The organism is Inquilinus sp. CAU 1745 (genome assembly GCF_039839375.1).
Taxonomy (GTDB): Bacteria; Pseudomonadota; Alphaproteobacteria; order DSM-16000; family Inquilinaceae; genus JBDOQU01.
The window spans coordinates 61,547-82,787 of sequence record NZ_JBDOQU010000006.1 but is presented as its reverse complement, the minus strand read 5'-3'; the positions used below and the strand labels follow the sequence as shown (position 1 = coordinate 82,787).

The 21,241-nt window shown below is 65.2% G+C and carries 20 protein-coding genes; 13 read left to right on the top strand and 7 right to left on the bottom strand.

Annotated features, from left to right (window positions below; all coding sequences use genetic code 11):
• Nucleotides 1-10: 10 nt before the first annotated feature.
• The 6 genes from AAFN89_RS09230 to AAFN89_RS09205 form a co-directional block, all read right to left on the bottom strand.
• Nucleotides 11-1,000, bottom strand: coding sequence for a D-2-hydroxyacid dehydrogenase family protein (locus tag AAFN89_RS09230; protein ID WP_347538289.1), 990 nt, complete (start codon nt 998-1,000; stop codon nt 11-13).
• Nucleotides 1,001-2,653, bottom strand: coding sequence for a thiamine pyrophosphate-binding protein (locus AAFN89_RS09225; protein ID WP_347538287.1), 1,653 nt, complete (start codon nt 2,651-2,653; stop codon nt 1,001-1,003).
• Entirely contained in the window at nt 2,650-3,762 is a 1,113-nt protein-coding gene (locus AAFN89_RS09220) for a 4-oxalomesaconate tautomerase (protein ID WP_347538285.1), read from the bottom strand. The genes AAFN89_RS09225 and AAFN89_RS09220 overlap by 4 nt, the downstream gene beginning before the upstream one ends.
• On the bottom strand, nt 3,759-5,774 hold the full coding sequence (locus tag AAFN89_RS09215) for a tripartite tricarboxylate transporter permease (protein ID WP_347538282.1): 2,016 nt from the start codon (nt 5,772-5,774) through the stop codon (nt 3,759-3,761). Before AAFN89_RS09215 ends, AAFN89_RS09220 begins: the two co-directional genes overlap by 4 nt.
• 96 nt (nt 5,775-5,870) lie before the next feature.
• Entirely contained in the window at nt 5,871-6,968 is a 1,098-nt protein-coding gene (locus tag AAFN89_RS09210; protein ID WP_347538280.1) for a tricarboxylate transporter, read from the bottom strand.
• 208 nt (nt 6,969-7,176) lie between these two features.
• Complete coding sequence (locus AAFN89_RS09205; protein WP_347538278.1) at nt 7,177-8,214, bottom strand: AbrB family transcriptional regulator; 1,038 nt, start codon at nt 8,212-8,214, stop codon at nt 7,177-7,179.
• Nucleotides 8,215-8,340: 126 nt separating this feature from the next.
• On the opposite strand from AAFN89_RS09205, the gene AAFN89_RS09200 reads away from it, so the two are divergent.
• The 12 genes from AAFN89_RS09200 (at nt 8,341) to AAFN89_RS09145 (ending at nt 20,070) form a co-directional block, all read left to right on the top strand.
• A complete protein-coding gene (locus AAFN89_RS09200) occupies nt 8,341-9,024 on the top strand; it encodes a GntR family transcriptional regulator (protein WP_347538276.1) in 684 nt (227 codons plus the stop codon).
• The gene (tcuA, locus tag AAFN89_RS09195; RefSeq protein ID WP_347538274.1) at nt 9,021-10,433 is read left to right on the top strand and encodes an FAD-dependent tricarballylate dehydrogenase TcuA; all 1,413 of its coding nucleotides are present in this window, start codon (nt 9,021-9,023) and stop codon (nt 10,431-10,433) included. Before AAFN89_RS09200 ends, tcuA begins: the two co-directional genes overlap by 4 nt.
• On the top strand, nt 10,423-11,499 hold the full coding sequence (gene tcuB / locus AAFN89_RS09190) for a tricarballylate utilization 4Fe-4S protein TcuB (protein ID WP_347538272.1): 1,077 nt from the start codon (nt 10,423-10,425) through the stop codon (nt 11,497-11,499). The genes tcuA and tcuB overlap by 11 nt, the downstream gene beginning before the upstream one ends.
• Before the next feature lie 106 nt (nt 11,500-11,605).
• Nucleotides 11,606-12,106, top strand: a complete 501-nt coding sequence (locus AAFN89_RS09185; protein WP_347538270.1) for a hypothetical protein — start codon at nt 11,606-11,608, stop codon at nt 12,104-12,106.
• A gap of 85 nt (nt 12,107-12,191) precedes the next feature.
• A complete protein-coding gene (locus AAFN89_RS09180; RefSeq protein ID WP_347538268.1) occupies nt 12,192-13,826 on the top strand; it encodes an acetolactate synthase large subunit in 1,635 nt (544 codons plus the stop codon).
• A 102-nt stretch (nt 13,827-13,928) separates the two neighbouring features.
• Nucleotides 13,929-14,876 carry a cation diffusion facilitator family transporter gene (locus AAFN89_RS09175; RefSeq protein WP_347538266.1) on the top strand — a complete coding sequence of 316 codons (948 nt, stop codon included), beginning with the start codon at nt 13,929-13,931 and terminating at the stop codon, nt 14,874-14,876.
• Between the two features lie 65 nt (nt 14,877-14,941).
• Nucleotides 14,942-15,988: a LacI family DNA-binding transcriptional regulator gene (locus AAFN89_RS09170; RefSeq protein WP_347538264.1), complete on the top strand. Its 1,047-nt coding sequence runs from the start codon at nt 14,942-14,944 to the stop codon at nt 15,986-15,988.
• Nucleotides 15,989-16,100: 112 nt separating this feature from the next.
• Entirely contained in the window at nt 16,101-16,772 is a 672-nt protein-coding gene (locus tag AAFN89_RS09165; RefSeq protein ID WP_347538262.1) for an amino acid ABC transporter permease, read from the top strand.
• 11 nt (nt 16,773-16,783) lie between these two features.
• Nucleotides 16,784-17,440, top strand: a complete 657-nt coding sequence (locus tag AAFN89_RS09160) for an amino acid ABC transporter permease (RefSeq protein ID WP_347538260.1) — start codon at nt 16,784-16,786, stop codon at nt 17,438-17,440.
• A 69-nt stretch (nt 17,441-17,509) separates the two neighbouring features.
• Entirely contained in the window at nt 17,510-18,310 is an 801-nt protein-coding gene (locus AAFN89_RS09155) for a transporter substrate-binding domain-containing protein (protein WP_347538258.1), read from the top strand.
• A 2-nt stretch (nt 18,311-18,312) separates the two neighbouring features.
• A complete protein-coding gene (locus AAFN89_RS09150) occupies nt 18,313-19,095 on the top strand; it encodes an amino acid ABC transporter ATP-binding protein (RefSeq protein WP_347538256.1) in 783 nt (260 codons plus the stop codon).
• A gap of 27 nt (nt 19,096-19,122) precedes the next feature.
• Entirely contained in the window at nt 19,123-20,070 is a 948-nt protein-coding gene (locus AAFN89_RS09145; protein ID WP_347538254.1) for a 2-hydroxyacid dehydrogenase, read from the top strand.
• Between the two features lie 46 nt (nt 20,071-20,116).
• Here AAFN89_RS09145 and AAFN89_RS09140 read toward each other — a convergent pair whose 3' ends face one another.
• Nucleotides 20,117-20,539 (bottom strand): hypothetical protein, encoded by a 423-nt coding sequence (locus tag AAFN89_RS09140; protein WP_347538251.1) that lies wholly within the window; start codon nt 20,537-20,539, stop codon nt 20,117-20,119.
• Between the two features lie 141 nt (nt 20,540-20,680).
• Here AAFN89_RS09140 and AAFN89_RS09135 point away from each other — a divergent pair, with 141 nt between their 5' ends.
• Nucleotides 20,681-21,115, top strand: coding sequence for a DUF1810 domain-containing protein (locus AAFN89_RS09135; protein WP_347538249.1), 435 nt, complete (start codon nt 20,681-20,683; stop codon nt 21,113-21,115).
• Nucleotides 21,116-21,241: the final 126 nt, after the last annotated feature.

Sequence of the window (21,241 nt, the reverse complement as noted above, 5' to 3'; positions counted from 1 at the left end):
CATGGCGGCGTCATCCGTCGGCCTGATTTCCGGACCAGGCTTCGGGATTGACCATGTGGATCGGCTTGCCTTCGTCATAGGCGACGATCTGGTCGTAGATGTCGGAAAACTGGGCATCCAGCTCGTCTTCCGTGACGAAACCGATATGCGGCGTGGCGATGACGGAGGGATGGGCGACAAGGGGGTCCGAAATGTCCGTCAGCGGCTCGCGGTCGAACACGTCAAGCGCAAGCCGTCCAGGCCGGCCGGCCTGGAGCGCGGCCAACAGCGCGCCGTCCTCGACCAGCGCGGCGCGGGATGTATTGATGAAGCTTGCCGAAGGCTTCATGGCCAGCAGGTCCGTCGCCGTGACGATGCCGCGCGTTTCGGGCTTCAACCGGACGTGCAGGCTCACGAAGTCGCTTTCCGCGAAGAAGGCCTCGCGACTGTCCGCTATCGTTTCGCCGGCGGCCATGGCCCGCACCCGGCCCGCCGGCGACGCCCACCATACGACTTCCATACCGAAAGCCCGCGCATAGTGCGCCACCTGTTTTCCGATCCTTCCAAAACCGTAGAGACCCAGCCTGCGTCCGGCCAGCGTTTGACCCGGCGCCAGCTGCCATTTGCCGGCCTTGAGCGATTCCACCTGCTGCGGCAGTTGACGCGCGGAGGCCAGGATCAGCGCGAAAGTAAGCTCGGCCGCCGCGATGGAGGGCGCGTCCCCGTGCATGTTGGAGCACAGCAACACGCCGTTTCGTGTGCAGGCGGCCACGTCGATGTGGGGATAGACGCTGCGCTGACTGATGAGACGCAGGGCCGGCAGCCGGTCCAGAAGCTCGGCAGTGATCGCCGTGCGCTCACGAAAGAGCACCAACGCATCCGCATCCGCAAGGCGTGCGGCGAGCCCGCCGACATCCTCCTCATGATCGTTCCATACGGTGACCTCGTGACCCGCTAGCCGTGCGAAGGACGGCAGGGTGCGCAAGGTGTCGAACCAGTCGTCTAGGATGTGGACTTTCACCTAGTGCTTGCCTTTCCCATGGGCGCGGCGAATGACCGGCGAAAGAACCTTGTCGGAGACGGGGAAATCCCAGACGGCCGCACCGCCGGTTCGACTGAATTTATCGATCAGGCCGGGCAGCACGGACAGATTCGTCACGCGTTCGCCCTCTGCCCCGAATCCCCGTGCGATCGCCGCGAAATCGGGCCTGCCGAACACCGCGCCCTCATCTGAAAGCCCTTCGGAGCGCAGCTTGTGGATTTCCGACCCGTAAGCGCCATCATTAAGCACGCATATCAGCACGTTGAGGCCATGCCGCACGATAGTCTCGATCTCCTGGACATGCATCATCAGGCTGCCATCGCCGTCGAACAGCACCACCGTACTGTCCGGGCGGGCCGCCGCAACACCCATCGCAAAGGATATGCCGTTCCCGATCGCGCCGAACTCGCGGATCGTCAGGAACCGATCCTGAGGCCGGGACGGCATCTGCGCGAAGAAATAGGAGCAATGGCCGGAGGAGTTCACCATTTCCCACTCTTGCGGCAGAGCCGATTCGAGCGCCGCGACGACTCCCCGGGGATCGTGGACGTCCGGCTCGATCGGGAAAGGTTCGGCGTCGGCGGGGGTCTCGCGGATGAACCGCGCGGTTTCTTCACTCCGCCATGTCACGGGACGCCGTTCCGTGGCGGCCGCCAGGGCTTCGACTCCCAGCCGCGCGTCGGCGCGTATGTGGCTGTCGGCGGCAATCCGCGCCTGGCTCACGGTAAGCGGCTTGATGTCGATTTGCAGCACATGGGCCTGTCCGAAGAGCTTGCTGTCATCCGCGTTGTGCTGGGCCAGGATCGAGCCGACGGCGATGACCAGATCGGCCTCTCCCATCAGTTTCCGGCCTGCTTCCGACGAGAAACCCCCAGCGATCCCGAGGCAGTAGGGATCGCTGTGGAACAGGCCGCGCGCGGGAAGCGTGGTGGCGAGCAGCGCGTCGCATCGTTGGGCGAGCCGGCGGCAGGCGGCCCCTGCGCCGGCAAGCACCGCGCCCATGCCGGCCATCACCACGATGCGTCTCGCGTCGCGGATCCTCTCCACGGCACGGGCGATGTCGTCGGGGTGGGGAGGGATCGGCCCGACCTGGGGAACCAGTTCGGCCGAGGGCGCGGGCAGGGACAAGTCGCCTTCCCATGGACGGTCCTGCAGATCGAATGGCACGCCGAGCACGACGGGCCTGCACATGGTGCGGGCCTCCAGGAATGCATCCCGAATGGCGTCCGGCATGCGCGCCGGGTGGTGAAGCGCGTGATAGGTCGCGCCCGTCGCCGTGATAAACGGCGCCTGTTCGATGCCCTGGTTGTACCAGCCCGATTTCAAGGGCGCTTCGCCGGCGAAAACCACCAGCGGCAGATTGGCCCGCACCGCCGCGGGCAGGGCGGTCATGATCTGGGTGAGGCCGGGGCCGCAGGTCACCGTGGCGACGCCGACCTTGCCTGTCTTGCGGGCATAGGCCATGGCGGCGGCTACGGCGCAATGTTCGTGCCGGACATAGATCATGCGCACGCCCATCCCGGCAAGGGATGTGGCCCAGTTCATGTTGGCGTCGCCAAGCAGCGCGAAGCAGGTGTCGATGTCCTCCCGCCGGAATGTCTCGGCAAGGACTTCGTAAGTCTTCTTGTTCATGCCTGGTTCGTCAGCCCGGTTACGGGAAGGATGTTCGCGGGGACCATCACTTCGCCACGGGCGATCAGCCGGGCGGTGCGGACAAGGCCGGCGGATTTGATCCGGAAGCCTTCCGGATCTCCATTCTCATAGTCAACTGTCACTTCGATCGATCCCATCGGGTGTTCGATGCGCATCAGGACCGGGCTCCCGTCGGGCATGCGTCCCAGCCCCTCCGCGACGGTTCCCGGGGTCAGGGCGCATGCCGCGATGCATTGCGAACCGGTGACGGCCAGCGATGGATGGCAGGCCCAGGGCATGAAATAGCGCGCCGCGATGACGCCATTCCCGCGCGCCGGCGCGATCACGCCGAATTTCGGTGTGACGGATTTCGACACGTCTCCCAGCCCCATGCGCCGTCCCGCCTCGATGCGGATCGGTTCCATCCGGGCATAGAAATCCCGGTTGGCTTCCAGCTCGGCCACGGTTTCATGTCCGGTCAGGCCGAATGCATCGGCGCGGGCAATGGCCATGGGCATCGCCACGTCCATGCAGGTGATTTCGACGCCGTCGATCATGTCGCGCGTGTTGCCTGTGGGCAGCATGGCGCCGCAACTGGTGCCGGCGACATTGAGGAAGCTGACTAAGATGGGCGCGGCGACGCCCGGCACGCCGTCGATGGCCGTCTCGCCGGCATATTCGACCCTGCCCCCGGGCGTCTGGACGCGGGCTTCGACAAGAGCGCCTGTGTTGACGGCGCGAATGCGCAGGCTCGTTTCGCCATCTCGGGCGGGGATCAGCCCCATCTCGATCGCGGCCGGCCCGACGCCAACGAGGATATTGCCGCAGGTGGGCCTGAAATCGACCTCCCGTTTCTCGACCGAAAGCTGGGCGAAGAAATAGTCCACGTCGGCATCTTCGCTGCCGGAGCGCGACAACATGGCGACCTTGGTGGTCACGGCGTTGCCGCCGCCGATGCCGTCGATGTTGAGCGGATGGCCCGCACCGATCACGGCCATCAGCACTTCGGCCAGCTTGTCGCGATCCTGGGGCAGATCCTCGCGGCGGAAGTAGGGCCCGCGCGACGTGCCGCCGCGCAGGAATAGGTAGGGGATGGGTGTCTGGGTCATGTCAGTGGCCACGGAAGATCGAAATAGCTTTGCAGCAGCCCCGGTGGAAAATCGCGGCCGAGGATGCCGGCGAGGAACAGGATTCCGGCCAGTCCCGCCCCGGTGAAAGCGAGCGTGCCGAACCAGCCGATCCGCGCGCGCCGCCGGTAGAACAGCAGGAAATAGATGGCGAGGGCGATGAAGAAGCCGAAGATCCAGGACAGCGCGAGCAGGCCGAGGAACCAGGCCAGCGTGCCCCAGAGCCCGTGCGCCGCATCGCTGTCCTCGCCGCCCTTCTCCATATCCACGAACATCGGGTCGTTCTCGGGCCGGAGCCGCATCCGCAACAGCAGGGTCAGGCAGGCCGCGAGCGTCACCGTCGCGACGACGAGCGGGAAGATCTTGTCGCCGAACCGGTTGATGGTGGCGGCGTCGATCCAGGCGACCGTGAGATAGGCGGTGATGCAGAGCAGGAAGATCAAGGGCGCGCGCTTGCCCCCGGTCGGCGTGTTGACGTTCTCGTTGATGTGCCTCGCCTGCTTCATTCCGATGATCACCGACCCCACGGTCAGAGCCAGGATGGTCAGGGCGATCGGCGAGGCGATGTATTCGATGCCCGCCATGACGCTGCTGTGGAACCGCGAACTGGCGATCTGGTGCGCCATGTGGGAGTACGCCTCTGCCTGGGTCGAAAGCACGAAGCCGATCAGGAAGGCGGGTCGGGAATAGTCGAACCGCCGCAGGAGGATGCCGACCCCGCCGATGCAGATGAGGGCGATAAGGTCCCCCAGGGACTGCCGCGACTGGAAGGCCGCGAAGGCGATCACCATGAACAGGAGCGGCGCCAGAAGGGCGAAACGGATCGTGGTGATCTTCGCCACCTGATTGGCGAGGATGATGCACAGACCCGCGCCCATGACGTTCGCGATCGCGAGACTCCAGATGATCGTGTAGGTGATGTCGAGGTCGGCGCGAACCATCTGCGGCCCCGGCGTGAAGCCGAGCAGGGCAAGCCCGCCGAGAAAGATCGCCATGCTTCCCGAACCAGGAATGCCGAAGATCAGGGTCGGCACGAGGCCGCCGCCTTCCTTGGCGTTGGCGGACGATTCGGGCCCGATCACGCCGCGGATATCGCCCTTGCCGAAATTCTCGCGGTTCTTCGAGCTCTGGATCGTGTGTCCGTAGGCGATCCAGTCCACGACCGACCCGCCGAGGCCGGGTATGATGCCGACGATAACGCCGATGATCGCGCAGCGGGTGGACAGCCAGAGATTGCCGAACCAGTCGCGCACGCCGCGGCTCCAGCCATGGCTGAGTTCGCCGGTTTCCGAAACCGATCGGTCCTGCCGCAGCAGCGAGACGATTTCCGGGATCGCGTAGATGCCCAGGCCGACAATGATCAACTGCAGCCCGTCGATCAGATAGGGCGTGTCGTAGGTCGACATCCGCAGGCTTCCGCCCGCGCCCGCCGCGCCGATCGTGCCCGCCATCAGGCCAAGGCCCGCCGCGACGATCCCCTTGAGCGGCACGCGCCCGGCCAGGATCGCCACCATCGACAGGCCAAGCACCGTGAGCATCAGCATCTCCGGCAGGCCGAAGGCGAGGATCAGCGGTCGGGCGATGAATAGGAAGAAGGTCAGCACCAGCGCGCCCAGCAGTCCGCCATAGAGCGAGCAGGAGAAGGCCGCGGCGAGCGCGCGCCCCGCTTGCCCCTTTCGGGCGAGCGGGAATCCATCGAGCACCGTCGCCTGGGCGGAGGTGGAGCCGGGAATCCCGAGCAGCACGGAGGAGAAGGTGTCGGAGGTCGGGATCACCGCGACCAGCCCGACCATCAGCGCGAGGCCGGACACCTGATCCATGCCGTATATGAAGGGCAGGACCAGCGACAGGCCGGCGATCCCGCCAAGCCCGGGCAGGACGCCGACCCACAGGCCGAGCAGAACCCCCGCCGTCAGATACATGAGCTGTTCGGGTTGGAAAAGCAGGGTGAAGGCCTGCCCCAGGGCGGGCAGCGCTGTCGCGATCAGGTCCAAGGATGGTTCCTTCCCGACGGTCGGTAACGAGGAGGTTCGAGGCCGGTCCCCGCCCGGGCAGGCCGGACGGGGATTCGGGATTCGCCTCGATGGCCGCTAGAACGTGACGGCGTAATCCTCTTCCAGCCAGTCGAGTACGTACTGCTTGGCCTCGTCGGTGATCGTGGTTGCCTGGTCGGAGGCGCGGATCGCGGCCTGGCCGGTGGCCTGGCTGTAGATGCCCAGTGTCTCCTCGGAGATCTCGGCGAAGTCGGGGCGCGCCTTGATCTCCTCGAAGGCGGCCGTGTAGGCGTCGATGATCTCCTGCGGCGTGCCGCCTGGCAGATAGATCATCTTCTGCGCCGCGAAGCCCGACACGAAGAATGCCTTCCACGCATCCCAGGCCAGGCCCTCGGTCTCGCAGCCTTCGGTGGCCTCGCAGACCTCCTTGAAGGAGGGCAGATCGGGGAAGGTCGGGTCGCGGCCGATGTTGCCTTCATCGTCCAGCGCGCCGAACGTGAAGACCGGCACCGCGATGCCCTGATCGACCAGCGGGGTGACGTTGGCGAGGTAGGCCGGCGTGGTCTGATAGTCGATATTCGCCTCGCCTCGCTCGAACATCAGGCGGCCGTCGCCGCGCCCCTCGATGCCGAAGACGGGATCGACCTGCAGGCCGAGCATCTTGAACGACAGCAGCGGAACGAGGTCGAGCGACGTGGCTCCCTGGCTGCCATAGAGGAAGCTTTCGCCCTGAAGGGCGTCGAAATCGCCGTCGAACATCTCGGCGAGATCGGGCGGCAGGTAGACGACGCCGCCGGTGCCGGAGGCCAGCACCACCTTCCAGTCATCATATTCGTAGCGCACCCGCGGGTCGCCCAGCAGATAGGGGAACTGGGTCGAGCCGGAGGTGCCGAAAACCAGCGTGCCGTTGGTGGTGTCCTGGTTGTTCTGGAACCAGTTCGCGCCTTCGGTGGAGCCGGCGCCGGGGCGATAGCGGACCACCACGGTGGGGTTGCCTGGCAGCGCCTCGCTCATCAGCGGAGCGTAGAAATTAGCCCAGGCCGCGGAACCGCCGGATTCCGAGAATGGAATGACATATTCCACCGTCATGTCGGTGAAGTCTTGCGCCACCGCGGGCGGGGCGAAGGCCACGGAAGCCAACAGGCTCGCGGCGAAGCCGCCGAAGCCGATGCGAGTTGAGTTGTATTGTTTCATGTTTTTCCTCCCTATGACCATGCTCTTGAGGGCGGCAATCTCACAGGGTCGATGCGCGGGGAATGCCGGTCGCGCACCACGTTGCGGCGGTTTCCGCCCCTTCCTGGCAGGGTCCCGTCAGGGTGGCGCATCGGTGGTTATTAAGGAAATTATACAATCTCATGGGTTCATGAATGATATTCATGAATGCAAGGCTGAACTTAGAACATTATTTCGCGTCTTCGGCGGTCGGCGTCGGCGACTGCTTGCGACCCGCGAGCCTCGCCGCGATGGGCGCTCCGGTGATGACCACCAGGACGCGCAGCAGGTGATGCACGACGACGAAGCCGAGATCGGCTCCCACTATGATGGCCAGCATGGTCATCTCCGCCTGGCCGCCCGGCGCGAACGACAGAAAGCCCTCGATCGGCGCCGCAAGCCCCGCCAGCACCACGATTTCGGAGAAGATCGCCGCGAGGATCGCCAGGACCAGCACGAAGGCGACGCCCGACGCGACGTCGCGGCGCAGTTCGCGCAAGGTGATTCCGGCATAGCCCGCGCCGATGCCGATGCCGATGAAGAACTGGGCGGCCAGGATTGCTTCGATCGGGGGTCGGTTGTGGATGAAGCCCGCCAGCGATAGCGCCCCGGTCACGATCATGGGGCCGAGGATCGCGGCGCCGAACAATCCGATGCGTTCGCCGCCTTTCCACCCGATCAGGGCCGCCGCGACCATGAGCAGGAGTTCGCTCACCGGCACCGCGCTGGCCGGCGCGCCGATGGGATTGTCGAGCGTCGCGCCGAATCCCCAGGCGAGGATCATCGGCGCAAGGGTCACCAGGATCATCACCCGCGTGGCATGGATGAGGGACAGCGCGCGGGGATTGCCGCCCGCCTCTGTGCCGAAGATCACCATGTCCTGAAGCCCGCCCGGCATCGCCGCGTACCAGGCCGTCACGGGATCGTAGCGGCATACGCGCTGGAAGAAGGGCACTCCCACAAGGCCGATCACGATGATGTAGATCGGAATCAGCGCCGCCGACAGCGCGATCGAGGGAAGCTGGGCGACGATCGCCGGCGTGATGGAAGCCCCGACCGCCACGCCGAGGATCGTCCGCGCGCCTGCGCCGACCTGTCCGGCCCCGCGCAACGGAGCGCCCATCAAGGCCGTGACGAGACAGGCGGTCATCGGGCCGAACAGAAAGGGCAGAGGCAGGCCGGCAAGCGAGAAGGCCAGCGTGCCGACGGCCGCGACCGCCACTGTCATCAGAGTCCGGCCGAGCGGTGCGCGCGGAAACATGTTCTGAAGCATTCGCGCTCTTTCGCGGCCGTTGCTTATGTGCGTATCCTATTGTATGCACGTGGGTACAAAGCACAAGAACGCGTTGGCGCGATGACAGAGCCGAACCGCCGGATGGAGCTTCCACAGGGGCAGGACGCCTATCAGCGTCTGATCGCGGAAATCCGCTCAGGGATGCTGACGCCGGGCGACCGTCTTCTGGAAAACGAGCTGGCGCTGCGGTTCGGCATCTCGCGCACGCCGGTCCGCGAAGCGATCCGACGGCTGGAAGCGGACGGGCTGGTGGTTCATCTGCCCAGGTTCGGCGCCGCTGTCCGCAAGCTCGACTATTCCGAGATCACGGAACTCTATGAGATGCGCACGGTGCTCGAAGGCACCGCCGCCCGGTTGGCGGCCCGCGCCGCGTCCGAAGTCGAACTGCTGGAAATGGAATCCCTTAATGCGGAGATGACGCGGTCGCGCACCGATTCCGCCCGGCTCTATGAGCTCAACCGGCAATTCCATCGGGTCGTCCTGGACGCCGCGCGCAACCGCTATCTCAGCCATTCGATGAGGACGCTGCAAAAGACGCTTCTCATACTTGGTCCCTCGACGATGGAGGAAGCCGATCGCGCGGAGCGGGCCATAGCCGAGCATGCGGAGGTGCTGACGGCGCTGCGGGAGAGGAACGAGAACGAGGCGGAAGCGGTCATGCGGCGGCATATCCTTGGCGCCCACCGCATGCGGTTGCGCCAGTTGCGCGCCCGCGAGGCCGAGTTCGGGGACGAACAGGCATGATCGATGCGATCTCCACCGCGATCCTGACGGCGACCTGTTGGGACGTCATCGTGGTTGGCGGGGGAAATGCCGCGCTCTGCGCCGCCATCGAGGCGGGGGAAGCCGGCGCGCGGGTATTGCTGCTGGAAGGGGCGCCCAAACCCTATCGCGGCGGCAATTCGCGCCATACCCGCAACTTCCGCTGCATGCATTCCAGGCCAATGTCGGTGCTGACCGACGCCTATGAGGAGGACGAGTACTTTCAGGATCTGATGCTGGTCACGAAGGGGCAGACCGATGAAAAGCTGGCCCGTTTGGCGATCAGAACCTCTGAAATGAACCTGCCCTGGATGGAAAAACACGGAGTGCGGTTCCAGCCCTCGCTCTCGGGCACGCTTTCCCTTTCGCGCACCAACGCCTTTTTCCTGGGCGGCGGCAAGGCGCTGGTCAACGCCTACTACAATAGGGCGGCCGATCTCGGTGTGACGGTGGTCTATGAGGCCAAGGTTGCTCACGTGGCCATCATGGATGGGTCGTTCCAGGCCGTGGAGGCTGAGATCGGGGGCGAACGCGTCGTGATCGAAGGCAAGGCCGTGGTTCTGGCTTCGGGAGGATTTCAGGCCGATATCGAATGGCTGGCCCGCGCCTGGGGGCCGGCGGCGCGCAATTTCCTGATCCGCGGCACGCCCTATAACCGGGGAGAGGTGTTGCGCGATATGCTCGACGGGGGCGCCGAAAGCGTGGGCGATCCAACCCAATGCCATTGCGTCGCCATCGATGGCCGCGCACCCAAATATGACGGGGGAATCGTCACGCGCCTGGACTGCGTGCCGTTCTCGGTGGTGGTCAACAATGAAGGCGCGCGCTTTTACGATGAGGGCGAGGATGTCTGGCCCAAGCGCTACGCAATCTGGGGCCGGCTGGTCGCCGCCCAGCCCGACCAGGTAGCCTATGCGATCATCGACACCAAAAGCGCCGATCTGTTCATGCCATCGGTCTATCCGCCCGAAACCGCCGACAGCATCGAAGGGCTGGCCGAAAAACTCGGGCTACCGGCCGCGCCGGTCGTGGAAACCATTGAAGCGTTCAATGCCGCCTGCCGGCCGGGTACGTTCCACCCGACCGAACTCGATGGCCTCGCCACTCATGGATTGTCGCCGGCGAAGACCAACTGGGCGCGTCCGATCGATACGCCGCCTTACCACGGCTACATGCTGCGCCCCGGCGTCACCTTCACCTATCTGGGCCTCAAAGTCGACGAGACAGCGCGCGTAAGCGGGCAGGCGGGGCGCTATTCCAACGTCTGGGCCGCCGGCGAGATCATGGCCGGCTCCATTCTCGGCCAGGGTTATCTCGCCGGCTTCGGCATGACCATCGGCACCGTATTCGGACGCATCGCCGGCAGGGAGGCCGCCGCACATGTCGCTTGATACGCTTTCCGCGACGTCGGCGACTGAGGAAGCGCGCCGGCAACTCGAAATCTGCAATGCATGCCGCTATTGCGAGGGCTATTGCTCGGTCTTCCCGGCGATGACCCTGCACAGGGCATTTTCGGACGGCGAGGTGACCCAACTCGCCAATCTCTGCCACAATTGCCGGGGCTGCTACTACGCCTGCCAGTATACCGAACCGCACGAGTTCGCGCTCAACCTGCCGCGCGCGCTTGCCGAGGTGCGGGTGGAAAGCTGGGAACGGTTCATTCGTCCGCACGGCCTCTCCAAGCTGTTCCAGACCAATGGCGTGGCGCTGATCGGGGCGCTGATGCTGGGCATCATCGTGATGCTGTCCGTCGCGCTGGCGGCGCGGCCCGAAAGCGGAGAGGGGTTTTACGCCTATCTCTCACACGGCATCATGATCGGAATCTTCATTCCCGCTTTCATCGCGCCCGTCATCGTCATCGCGCTGGGGGTACGCGACTACTGGCGCGAAGTCGGCGGCGCAAGGGTGAACTGGCGTCATCTCGCGGCCGCGTTCGGCGATGCCGGACGCCTCAGGAATCTCTCCGGCGGAGCGGCGGAAGGCTGCAACTACGAGAAGGAAGACCGTTACACCAGGGCCCGGCGATGGGGGCATCAGGCCGTAATGTGGGGCTTCCTGCTCTGCTTCGCTTCGACGGCATCGGGAACGGTTCTTCATTACGGTTTCGAAATGCAGGCGCCATATGGCCCTCTTTCGGTTCCCAAACTGTTCGGCGTGCCGGGCGGCCTTCTGATGACCATCGGCGGCATCGCCCTCATCGCGCTGAAGCTGCGCGCGGAAAAGGATCTGGGCGCGCCGGCGGTATGGGGTGGGGAAATGGCGTTCGTCCTGCTGCTGACGGCAACGGCCGCGACGGGACTTGCGCTCTACTGGGCCACGGGAACGACGGCCGTGCAGCCTCTTCTGGTCGTGCACCTTGCCGCCGTCCTGGCGCTGTTCCTGACCCTGCCCTATGGCAAGATGGTCCACGCCGCCTTCCGCCTCGCCGCGCTGGTTCGCGACGCCCAGACGCGATAGGCCAGCCGGCCCGAAAGAGGCTGGAACTCGTCGCGCAGGTTCACTGATTCAACCCTCGATACCGCTCCCAGACGCTCCCGTGTCCACTACTGTAAAGGGTGGAGGCATGGCCGGTGCATCTTCGCCGTGCTATAATCCAATTTTAGGGGCATCCGAATTATCGACGAGATTCGGCAAGATGGCGTCTGGAAACGGCCTTTTCCTTACCGGCGATATGGCCTTCGATGGCGGCCGGCTGAAGGATGCGGCCCGCGAGATTGCGCGGGAACGTGACGACATCCGGCGTCTCGCCAATACCCTGACGACATCATCGGACCAGAACCGCCTCGTCGATACTCTGTCCGCCCATATTGAGCGGGTCATCGATCATGCAGGCCGCCTCGCTGCCTGGCATGACGTCGTTTCGGCCGATGATGATAGCGACATCTTTCTGACCTCCGTTGACGGGATCGAGGCGTCCTGCCGGCAGATCGCGGAAGCGCTTCAGGCCCTTCGCAAGGCGCGCCCGATTTCCGCGCATATCGGAGCGGCGGAGATATTCGATGAATTCCTGATCGTCATCGAGGGGATCGTCGAAACGCTGGATCATCGTGTTTCCCGCCCTTGAACATGCTCGTCGATGAGTGACACTTTCTCCGGACGGCCGCCGGGTCATCGGCAACCGTCAGCCTGCAAGAAAACGGAGAACCCCCATGAATGCCGCCGAACTGCTGATCCGCTGTCTTGAGAATGAGGGGGTCGAGCGGATATTCGGCGTTCCGGGCGAGGAGAATCTCGATGTGGTCGAGGCGCTTCGCACCTCCCGCATCGAACTCGTCGTGACGCGGCACGAACAATCGGCCGCGTTCATGGCCGCCACCTTCGGACGTCTGACTGGCCAACCCGGCGTGTGCCTGACGACGCTTGGTCCCGGCGCGCTCAACCTGGCCACCGGCGCGGCGTATGCCCATCTGGGCGCCATGCCGATGGTCATGATCACCGGGCAGAAGGGGATCATGAGCAGCCGGCAGGCGCGGTTCCAGATCGTCGACGTGGTCGCGGCGATGAGGCCGCTGACCAAGCTGTCCCGGCAGATCGTCAGCGCCGCCACGATCCCGACCCTCGTGCGCGACGCGTTCCGGGTCGCTACCGAGGAACGGCCCGGGCCGGTCCATCTGGAACTGCCGGAGGATGTCGCGGGCGAGCCGGTCGCGGAGGTTCAACTGCCGCTGCCGCATCCCATCGAACTTCCCGTGGCGACCGACGCGGCGCTGGACCGTGCGGCGGAGATGATCCTGGCCGCGGAACGGCCGCTGACCATGCTGGGCGCTGCCGCCAGCCGCCCGCGCTCCACAGTCGGGCTGACCGGCTTCGTCCGGCGCACGGGCATCCCGTTCTTCACCACCCAAATGGGCAAGGGGACCATCCCCGGGGGCACCAATCTCTATATGGGAACAGCGGCGCTTTCCGAACGCGACTATGTCCATGACGCGATCGAACGGGCCGACCTGATCATTGCGATCGGGCACGACACGGTGGAGAAGCCACCTTTCATCATGGAGGAGGACGGGCAGAAGGTCATCCATATCGGCTATGCCCCAGCCACTGTGGAGCAGGTCTTCTTCCCGCATGCCGAGGTGATCGGCGATATCGGCCCCAGCCTGGAACTGCTGGCCGGCCGGCTTGAAGGCAAACTGACCAACGCCGCTGCCCTGCTGCCGCTCAGGGAAGGCATTCTCGCCCATGTGGCGGACCGCGCGACCGAAGAACGCTTCCCGCCCACACCGCAGCGCATCGTCCATGACGTCCGCCAAGTCATGCCCGAGGACGGCATCGTCGCGCTGGATAACGGCATGTACAAGATCTGGTTTGCCCGCAACTACCGCACGCATGTCGCCAATACGCTTTTGCTCGATAACGCGCTCGCCACCATGGGCGCCGGGCTGCCGTCGGCGATGATGGCGGCGATGCTGCATCCTGGGCGGCGGGTGCTCGCAATCTGCGGCGATGGCGGGTTCATGATGAATTCCCAGGAGATGGAGACGGCGGTGCGGCTGGGCCTGAACCTGGTCGTGCTCATCCTGGACGACGGCGCTTACGGCATGATCCGCTGGAAGCAGGGCGTCGACGGCTTCGCCGACTGGGGACTGACCTTCGGGAATCCGGACTTCGTCAAATACGCGGAATCCTATGGGACCAAGGGCTGGCGGATCGAACGCACCGACGCTCTGGCCCCGACATTGGAGGCCGCCTTCACGGAGGGCGGCGTCCACCTTGTCACCGCCCCGATCGACTACAGCGAGAACGTCCGCGTCCTCGTCGACGAACTGCGGGCTCACGCCCCTTGAGATGCGCCGGCCGCAGCCGAACGCCGGGGCGTTGCATCGGCCGTCCCGCGATGCAAGCATGTCGGCCACGTCTCCGAACGATTGAGGGGAGATGAACGGATCATGGCGGCTGGCGGATCACGCAAGGTCATCTTTGCGGCGCTGTTTGGCAACGCGCTGATTGCCGTAACAAAGTTCGCCGCCGCCGCCTATACCGGCAGTTCGGCGATGCTGAGCGAGGCAATCCACTCGGTCGTCGATACCGGCAATCAAGGGCTGCTGCTCTACGGCATGAAGCGCGCCGCCCGGCCGGCCGACAAGCGGCATCCCTTCGGCTACGGCATCGAACTCTATTTCTGGGCGTTCGTCGTGGCGATCCTGATCTTCGGCGTTGGCGCCGGGGTGTCGATCTACGAGGGCATCGCCAAGCTGCGCGCCCCGCACCCGATCACCAGCCCCTATATCAACTACATCGTCCTGGCACTGGCGATGATCTTCGAGGCGATCGCCTGGTCGATCGCCTTTCGGGAGTTTCGCAGGACCAAGGGCGACCTCAGCTATTTTCAGGCGGTGCGGCTCAGCAAGGATCCGACGCTCTTCACCGTTCTGTTCGAGGATACCGCGGCGATGCTCGGCCTGATCGTCGCCTTCGTCGGAATCCTGCTCAGCCAGCTTCTGGACCTGCCGATGCTGGACGGTGTCGCCTCGGTCCTGATCGGCGTCATACTGGCCGTCACCGCGGCCCTGCTGGCCTACGAATGCAAGGGATTGCTAACCGGCGAGAGCGCGAGCCGCGCCACGGTCGCCGAGATCGAGCGGATCGTGGTCGAGCAGCCGGGCGTCAATCGGATGAACGAGTTGCTGACCATGCATTTCGGTCCGCATGACGTGCTGCTGAATGTCAGTCTGGATTTCGCCGACCGGCTGTCCTCAGCGGAGGTGGAAAGCACCGTCTCGGCGCTGGAGCGGCGCATCAAGGACCGCTTCCCCGACATCACCCGAATCTTCATCGAGGCGCAGCGGTCGCCTTCTTCTTCTCCCGCCGCCGGAGATGCCGTGGAACAGCGATAGTGCGCGCATGGCGTTCCGACGTGAGGCGGCTTGGCAAATTTAGATCGATCTAATATCGTCTCCGCATGAATTCGCGGATCACATCGGGCCGGCGCGCGACGCTTCTGGATGTCGCCAGGGAGGCGGAGGTTTCCAGGGCGACGGCGTCGCTCGTCCTTCGCAAGAGCCCGCTGGTGGGGACGGAGACGCGGAAGCGCGTCGAGGCGGCGATGGCCAGGGTAGGCTATGTCTACAATCTGGGCGCGGCCAGGATGCGCGCGGCGCGCAGCCGAACGGTCGGCGTCGTCATCCCCAGCCTCTCCAACCCCTTCTTCGCCGAAATGCTGGCAGGGATCGAGGCGACGCTGGACGAGGCGGAGATGGGGGTCATCTTCGCCAATACGCGGGAATCGCTGGAAAAGCAGAAGGCCATCATCCGGCGGATGCGGGAACATGGGGTGGATGGGTTGATCATCTGCCCCGCGGCGGAATCCGGTATCGACCTTCTGGAGCGGGCGTCGGAATGGGGGCTGCCCCTCGTCCAGGCGCTGCGCTACGTGTCCGCGACGCAAGGCGACTATTCCGGCATTGATTATTTCGGCGGGATGCGCGGCGCGGCGGACTATCTGATCGGCCTCGGCCACCGGCGGATCGGGTTCGTCAGCGGGAACCGGGTCCATTCCGCCTATCAGGAGCGGCTGGAGGGATTCCGGACGTCGATGGAGGCCCATGGCCTGCCGGCCGACCTCATCCTCACCATACCGCTGACTCATGCGGAGGGGATGGCGACGGCGGAGAGGCTGCTGGAATGGCCCGATCCGCCTTCGGCGGCGCTCTGCTTCAACGATGTCGTCGCGCTTGGCCTGCTGCGCGGCCTTCACGATCGTGGCGTGGAGGCGGGGGTCGGATTTTCCGTGGTCGGATTCGACAATGTGCCGGAAGGTATCCTCGCCCGTCCGACGCTGACCTCCGTCTCCACGCGCCCCTTCGCCGTCGGCCGCGCCGCGGCCAAGCTCCTCCTCGGCCGGCTCGACGATCCCGCGAAGGAGGATGGCCGCCTGGTCGAGCCGACGGAACTCGTGGTGCGCCAGTCCTCGGGGGCCCCTCGCGGAACCTCTTCGGACCGGACCTGATTGAAGCCGGCAGGCGACGGTCGGTTGACGTGGGCGGCAAACTCCGTTTAGATCGATCTAAATCCACCCGCCGCAGATCCTTCGCGCGTCGGCTGCGGGGTCGGGAGGCGCAATGCAGTACGACTTCAACTTCGCTCCTGTGTTCGACTCGCTGGACATGCTCCTGCGGGGGGCGTGGCTGACGATCCAGCTCTCCTTCACCGCCATGGCGCTGGGGCTGGCGGTGTCGGTGCTCTGCGCCTGGGGCAAGACTTCCGGACCCAGGCCGGTAAGATGGGCGGTCGGCGCTTATGTGGAGCTGATCCGGAACACGCCCTTCCTCGTCCAGATATTCTTCATCTTCTTCGGCCTGCCGGCACTGGGTATCCGACTATCGCCGAACAGCGCGGCCCTGCTGGCGCTGGTGGTCAATGTCGGCGCCTATGCGACGGAGATCATCCGCGCCGGCATCGAATCGATCCAGAAGGGGCAGGTCGAAGCGGGGCTCGCGCTCGGGTTGAAGCGCCACCAGATCTTCCGCTACATCATCATCAAGCCGGCGCTGCGCACGATCTATCCGGCGCTGACCAGCCAGTTCATCTATCTGATGCTGACCTCCAGCGTCGTCTCCGCGATCTCGGCTGACGATCTGACGGCCGCGGGCAACAACATCCAGTCGCTGACCTTCGCCGCGTTCGAGGTCTATCTGGTCATCACCGTGATGTATTTCGTGATGTCGATCGGCTTCTCCGGCCTGTTCTCCGCCATCTACCGCGCCGCCTTCAAATATCCGATGAGCCGGTAGGGAGGCCGCCCATGATCCGCCCGTTCGGCATCAACGAATTCCTGTTCATCCTCTCCGCCGTCCAGTGGACGCTGGCGCTGGCCGCGATCGCCTTCGCCGGAGGGGCGCTGGGCGGGCTCATCGTCGCGCTGGCGCGGGAGTCGCAGAGGAAGGTCCCAAGGTCGATCGCGCTGGGCTTTATCAGGGTCTTCCAGGGCACGCCGTTGCTGATGCAGCTCTTCCTGGTCTTCTTCGGCATCAACATCTTCGGCATCCAGATCAATCCCTGGATCGCGGCGGCCGTCGCGCTCACGCTCCATGCCAGCGCCTTCCTCGGGGAAATCTGGCGTGGCTGCATAGAGGCGGTGCCCAAGGGGCAGTCGGAGGCCTCCTGGGCGCTGGGCATCGGCTATTACGACCGGATGCGCTACGTCGTCCTGCCGCAGGCGGCCCGCATCGCGGTCGCGCCGACCGTCGGCTTCCTGGTCCAGCTCATCAAGGGCACGTCGCTCGCCTCCATCATCGGCTTCACGGAGACGACGCGCGCCGGCCAGATCATCAACAACGCGACCTTCGAGCCGTTCACCGTCTTCACCATCGTGGCGGCCCTCTATTTCATCATGTGCTGGCCGCTGTCGCTGCTTGCCAGACACATGGAACGCCGATTCTCCAAGGCCGCCCACCGCTGAGGGGGGCAACGCTGAGGGGAGTGTCTCCCGGCGCTTCGCCGGCAATCGCTGACAAGGGAAGGAAATGTCATGAGGATCATGAAGAACGCGATATCGCTGCTGGCCGGGGTCGGCCTCCTCGCGGGCGTCGCCGCCGCCCAGGCCCAGACGCCGGAGGAGATCAAGGAGCGGGGGGAGATCAATATCGGCATGCTGGTCGATTTCCCGCCCTTCGGCATCATCAACACCGAAGGCGAGCCCGACGGCTACGACGCCGACGTGGCGAAGCTGCTGGCCGAGGATATGGGCGTATCGGTCAATCTGGTGCCGGTCACCGGCCCCAACCGCATCCCCTATCTCCTGAGCGGCCGGGTCGACCTGCTGGTCGCCTCGCTCGGCATCACGCCGGAACGGGACGAGAAGGTCGATTATTCTGAGCCCTACGCCGGCATCAAGATCTCCGTCTACGGACAGGAAGACCTTGAGATCGCGGACGCCGCGGATCTTTCCGGCAGGACCATCGGCGTCGCCCGCGCCAGCACCCAGGATGTGGCGATCACGGAGATCGCGCCGGAGGACGCCAACATTCAGCGCTTCGACGACGACGCCTCGGCGGTGCAGGCGCTCCTCTCCGGCCAGGTCGAACTGATCGGCGCGTCGAACACCGTCATCGCGCAGCTTGAGCAGGTGGCGCCCGACCGCTTCGACACCAAGTTCGACCTCAACCAGCAGGTGCAGGGCATCGCGGTTCGTCCGGGGTCAGACGAACTTCGCGCCTATATCGACGATTTCCTGGGCCGGGTGAAGGAAAGCGGGGAGCTGACCGCCATCCATGAGAAGTGGCTGGACGCGCCCCTGCCGGATTTCGTCACCCAGGCTTCCGCGCAATAGACATGGCCGAACGTTCCGGAACGAAGGATCCTGCCGCCCTGCGGCAGGAATCCGACCTGGCGGTCAGGATGGAAGGCGTCGGCAAATGGTACGGCGACTTCCATGCGCTGAAGGATATCGACCTGGAGGTCCGCAATGGCGAGCGCATCGTCATCTGCGGGCCGTCGGGATCGGGCAAATCCACACTGATCCGCTGCCTCAACCAGCTTGAGGCGATCCAGCAGGGCAGGATCTTCGTGGACGGGATCGAACTCACCGCCGGGGGCGGGAACATCGACGCCATCCGGCAGGAGGTCGGCATGGTGTTCCAGCAGTTCAACCTGTTCCCGCACATGACCGTGCTTCAGAACTGCACGCTGGCGCCGATGAAGGTCCGCGGCGTCGCCAGGGCGGAGGCCGAGGCGACGGCGCGGAAATATCTGGAGCGGGTGCGCATCCCCGAACAGGCGGAGAAGTACCCGGCCCAGCTTTCCGGCGGCCAGCAGCAGCGCGTGGCGATCGCCCGCGCGCTCTGCATGAACCCCCGGCTGATGCTGTTCGACGAACCGACCTCCGCCCTCGATCCCGAAATGGTCAAGGAGGTGCTGGACACAATGATCGACCTTGCCCAGGAAGGCATGACGATGATCTGCGTGACCCATGAAATGGGCTTCGCGCGCGGCGTCGCCGACCGCGTCATCTTCATGGACGAGGGCGAGATCGTGGAGGTCGCGCCGCCAGAGACCTTCTTCGAAAACCCCGGCCACGAACGGACGCGGACCTTCCTCGGTCAGATTGCCCATTGATCCCGCCCGCAATTCAGGAAACGCGAAGTGAAGCCAGACATCATTCTCGTCGAACCGATGATGCCGGAGATCGAGACCGATCTCGACGCGGCCTACCGGGTGCATCGTCTGTTCGAGCCGAAGGACGCAAGGCGGATCGACGAGATCGCCGGACAGATCCGCGCGGTCGTGACCGGCGGCGGTGCGGGGCTGGACAATGAATGGATCGACCGGCTGCCTTCGCTCGGCGTCATCGCGGTCAACGGCGTCGGCACCGACCGGGTGAATCTGGAGAAGGCGAGGGCGCGGGGCATCAGCGTCACGACGACGCCGGGTGTGCTGACGGACGACGTGGCCGATATCGGCATGGCGCTGATCCTCGCCGTGCTGCGTCAGGTCACCAACGGCGATCGGCTGGTCCGTTCCGGCGGCTGGGCGGAAGGCGGCAGCCTGCCGCTGGGGACGAGCCTGAAGGGGAAGCGCCTCGGCATCTTAGGCCTCGGCCAGATCGGACGGGCGCTGGCGCTGCGGGGTGAGGCCTTCGGGATGAATGTCGGCTTCTACAACCGCTCGCCGCTGGAAGGGTTCGCCTGGAGGAAGGCGGCGACGCCGGCGGAACTGGCGCGCGAAAGCGACATCCTGGCGGTGTGCGTCGCCGGCACGGCGGCGACCCGGAACATGGTGGATGGCGCGGTCCTGGACGCGCTGGGGCCAGAGGGGGTGCTGGTCAACGTCTCACGGGGCAGCGTGGTGGACGAGGACGCGCTGATCGACGCTTTGCGCGAAGGCCGCATCGGGGCGGCGGGCCTGGACGTCTTCGTCGGCGAACCGAGGATCAGGCCAGAATTCCAGACGCTGGAGAACGTCGTCCTCGCCCCCCATCAGGGCAGCGCGACGGTGGAGACCCGCCGCGCCATGGGACGGCTCGTCCTGGAGAACCTGTCGGCCTTCTTCGCCGGCAGGGAGCCGCCGACCGATATCCTGAAGGCGCGGTGAGGAAGGACGCCCGGCCGCGGATGCACGCCGGGCGTCCCGTCCCAATTTACATGCCGACCTGGAAGGGCAGCGCGTAGGGCGTGCCGTCCGCCTTCGTGCCGGGGCCGTCGACATCCGTCATGCCTTCGCCGAAATCGTAAGTGCCGTTGTCGTTCGTCTCGTAGTGGATCATCGCCACATAGTCGGTGCCTTCCTCGGCGCCGCCCTCGACCTCGACCGAGATGTTCTCGCTGTCGCCGGCGGAAACGGCGGTGTGGCCGATGGAAGAGGGAAGCACCGGTTCGCCGTTCTCCACGGCGTGGATCACCACATAGCCGTCCTTGTCGATCTTCACGGCGGGAAAGACGATGGCGCCGTCCTCGATCGTCGCGCCTTCGACATCGATGCTCAGATGATCGGCCAGGGCGGGTGTCGAAAGAGCCAGGCTGGCGGCGGTGACGCCAAGGGCGATGGAAGCGAATGTCTTCATCTATTTTCTCCCTGTTTCCACGGGACCCGTTCGTCAGGGTCGGGAGGGGATACGGGGGCGAAGGCTGAACGGTTTCACTTCAAGAGTGATTTCCCCTCGGGGCGCTTGATCGAAGCGTCGCGCGGGGCAGAGAGTAGGGCCATGACGGACCCCGATCTCATCCGCTTCGTCGAGGCGCAGGACGGTACGCGCGAGCGGGCGCGGGAGGAACTGGCGGCCGGGCGCAAGCGCAGCCATTGGATGTGGTTCGTCTTTCCGCAGCTCGAGGGGCTCGGCCACAGCGCCATGGCCCGCCGCTATGCCATCCGCGACCTGGATCAGGCCAGACGCTATCTGGCCGACCCGACGCTGGGCGACCGGCTGCGGCAAGACGTGGAATTGACGCTGCGCCACGAGGGCCAATCGGCGACGGATATGCTGGGAAGTCCCGACGACCTTAAATTCCGGTCGTCCCTCACCCTGTTCGCGGAAGCCGCGAGCGACCCGGCCGACAAGGCGCTGTTCGAGAAGGCGTTGAGCCTATTCTACGATGGGGCGCGGGACCGTCGAACGCTGGACCTCCTAGGCAGGGCATGATCCCCTGCGGCAAAAGGTCCGGCCCGCAATCATCCGAATGGCCGGTTCCTTGAGGCATCCCTTATATTCCGGACGCTTCGCCGCCCGGGAAATTCCGGTTCAGCGGATTGCCTCGGGCATGGCAGA

Coding starts and splice junctions, on each gene's coding strand:
- AAFN89_RS09165 (WP_347538262.1), top strand. CDS start 16,101: ATGCAGTACGACTTCAACTTCGCTCCTGTGTTCGACTCGCTGGACATG.
- AAFN89_RS09225 (WP_347538287.1), bottom strand. CDS start 2,653: ATGAACAAGAAGACTTACGAAGTCCTTGCCGAGACATTCCGGCGGGAG.
- AAFN89_RS09150 (WP_347538256.1), top strand. CDS start 18,313: ATGGCCGAACGTTCCGGAACGAAGGATCCTGCCGCCCTGCGGCAGGAA.
- AAFN89_RS09135 (WP_347538249.1), top strand. CDS start 20,681: ATGACGGACCCCGATCTCATCCGCTTCGTCGAGGCGCAGGACGGTACG.
- AAFN89_RS09160 (WP_347538260.1), top strand. CDS start 16,784: ATGATCCGCCCGTTCGGCATCAACGAATTCCTGTTCATCCTCTCCGCC.
- tcuB (WP_347538272.1), top strand. CDS start 10,423: ATGTCGCTTGATACGCTTTCCGCGACGTCGGCGACTGAGGAAGCGCGC.
- AAFN89_RS09155 (WP_347538258.1), top strand. CDS start 17,510: ATGAGGATCATGAAGAACGCGATATCGCTGCTGGCCGGGGTCGGCCTC.
- AAFN89_RS09185 (WP_347538270.1), top strand. CDS start 11,606: ATGGCCGGTGCATCTTCGCCGTGCTATAATCCAATTTTAGGGGCATCC.
- AAFN89_RS09140 (WP_347538251.1), bottom strand. CDS start 20,539: ATGAAGACATTCGCTTCCATCGCCCTTGGCGTCACCGCCGCCAGCCTG.
- AAFN89_RS09170 (WP_347538264.1), top strand. CDS start 14,942: ATGAATTCGCGGATCACATCGGGCCGGCGCGCGACGCTTCTGGATGTC.
- AAFN89_RS09220 (WP_347538285.1), bottom strand. CDS start 3,762: ATGACCCAGACACCCATCCCCTACCTATTCCTGCGCGGCGGCACGTCG.
- AAFN89_RS09205 (WP_347538278.1), bottom strand. CDS start 8,214: ATGACAGTGGCGGTCGCGGCCGTCGGCACGCTGGCCTTCTCGCTTGCC.
- AAFN89_RS09180 (WP_347538268.1), top strand. CDS start 12,192: ATGAATGCCGCCGAACTGCTGATCCGCTGTCTTGAGAATGAGGGGGTC.
- AAFN89_RS09200 (WP_347538276.1), top strand. CDS start 8,341: ATGACAGAGCCGAACCGCCGGATGGAGCTTCCACAGGGGCAGGACGCC.
- AAFN89_RS09210 (WP_347538280.1), bottom strand. CDS start 6,968: ATGAAACAATACAACTCAACTCGCATCGGCTTCGGCGGCTTCGCCGCG.
- AAFN89_RS09175 (WP_347538266.1), top strand. CDS start 13,929: ATGGCGGCTGGCGGATCACGCAAGGTCATCTTTGCGGCGCTGTTTGGC.
- tcuA (WP_347538274.1), top strand. CDS start 9,021: ATGATCGATGCGATCTCCACCGCGATCCTGACGGCGACCTGTTGGGAC.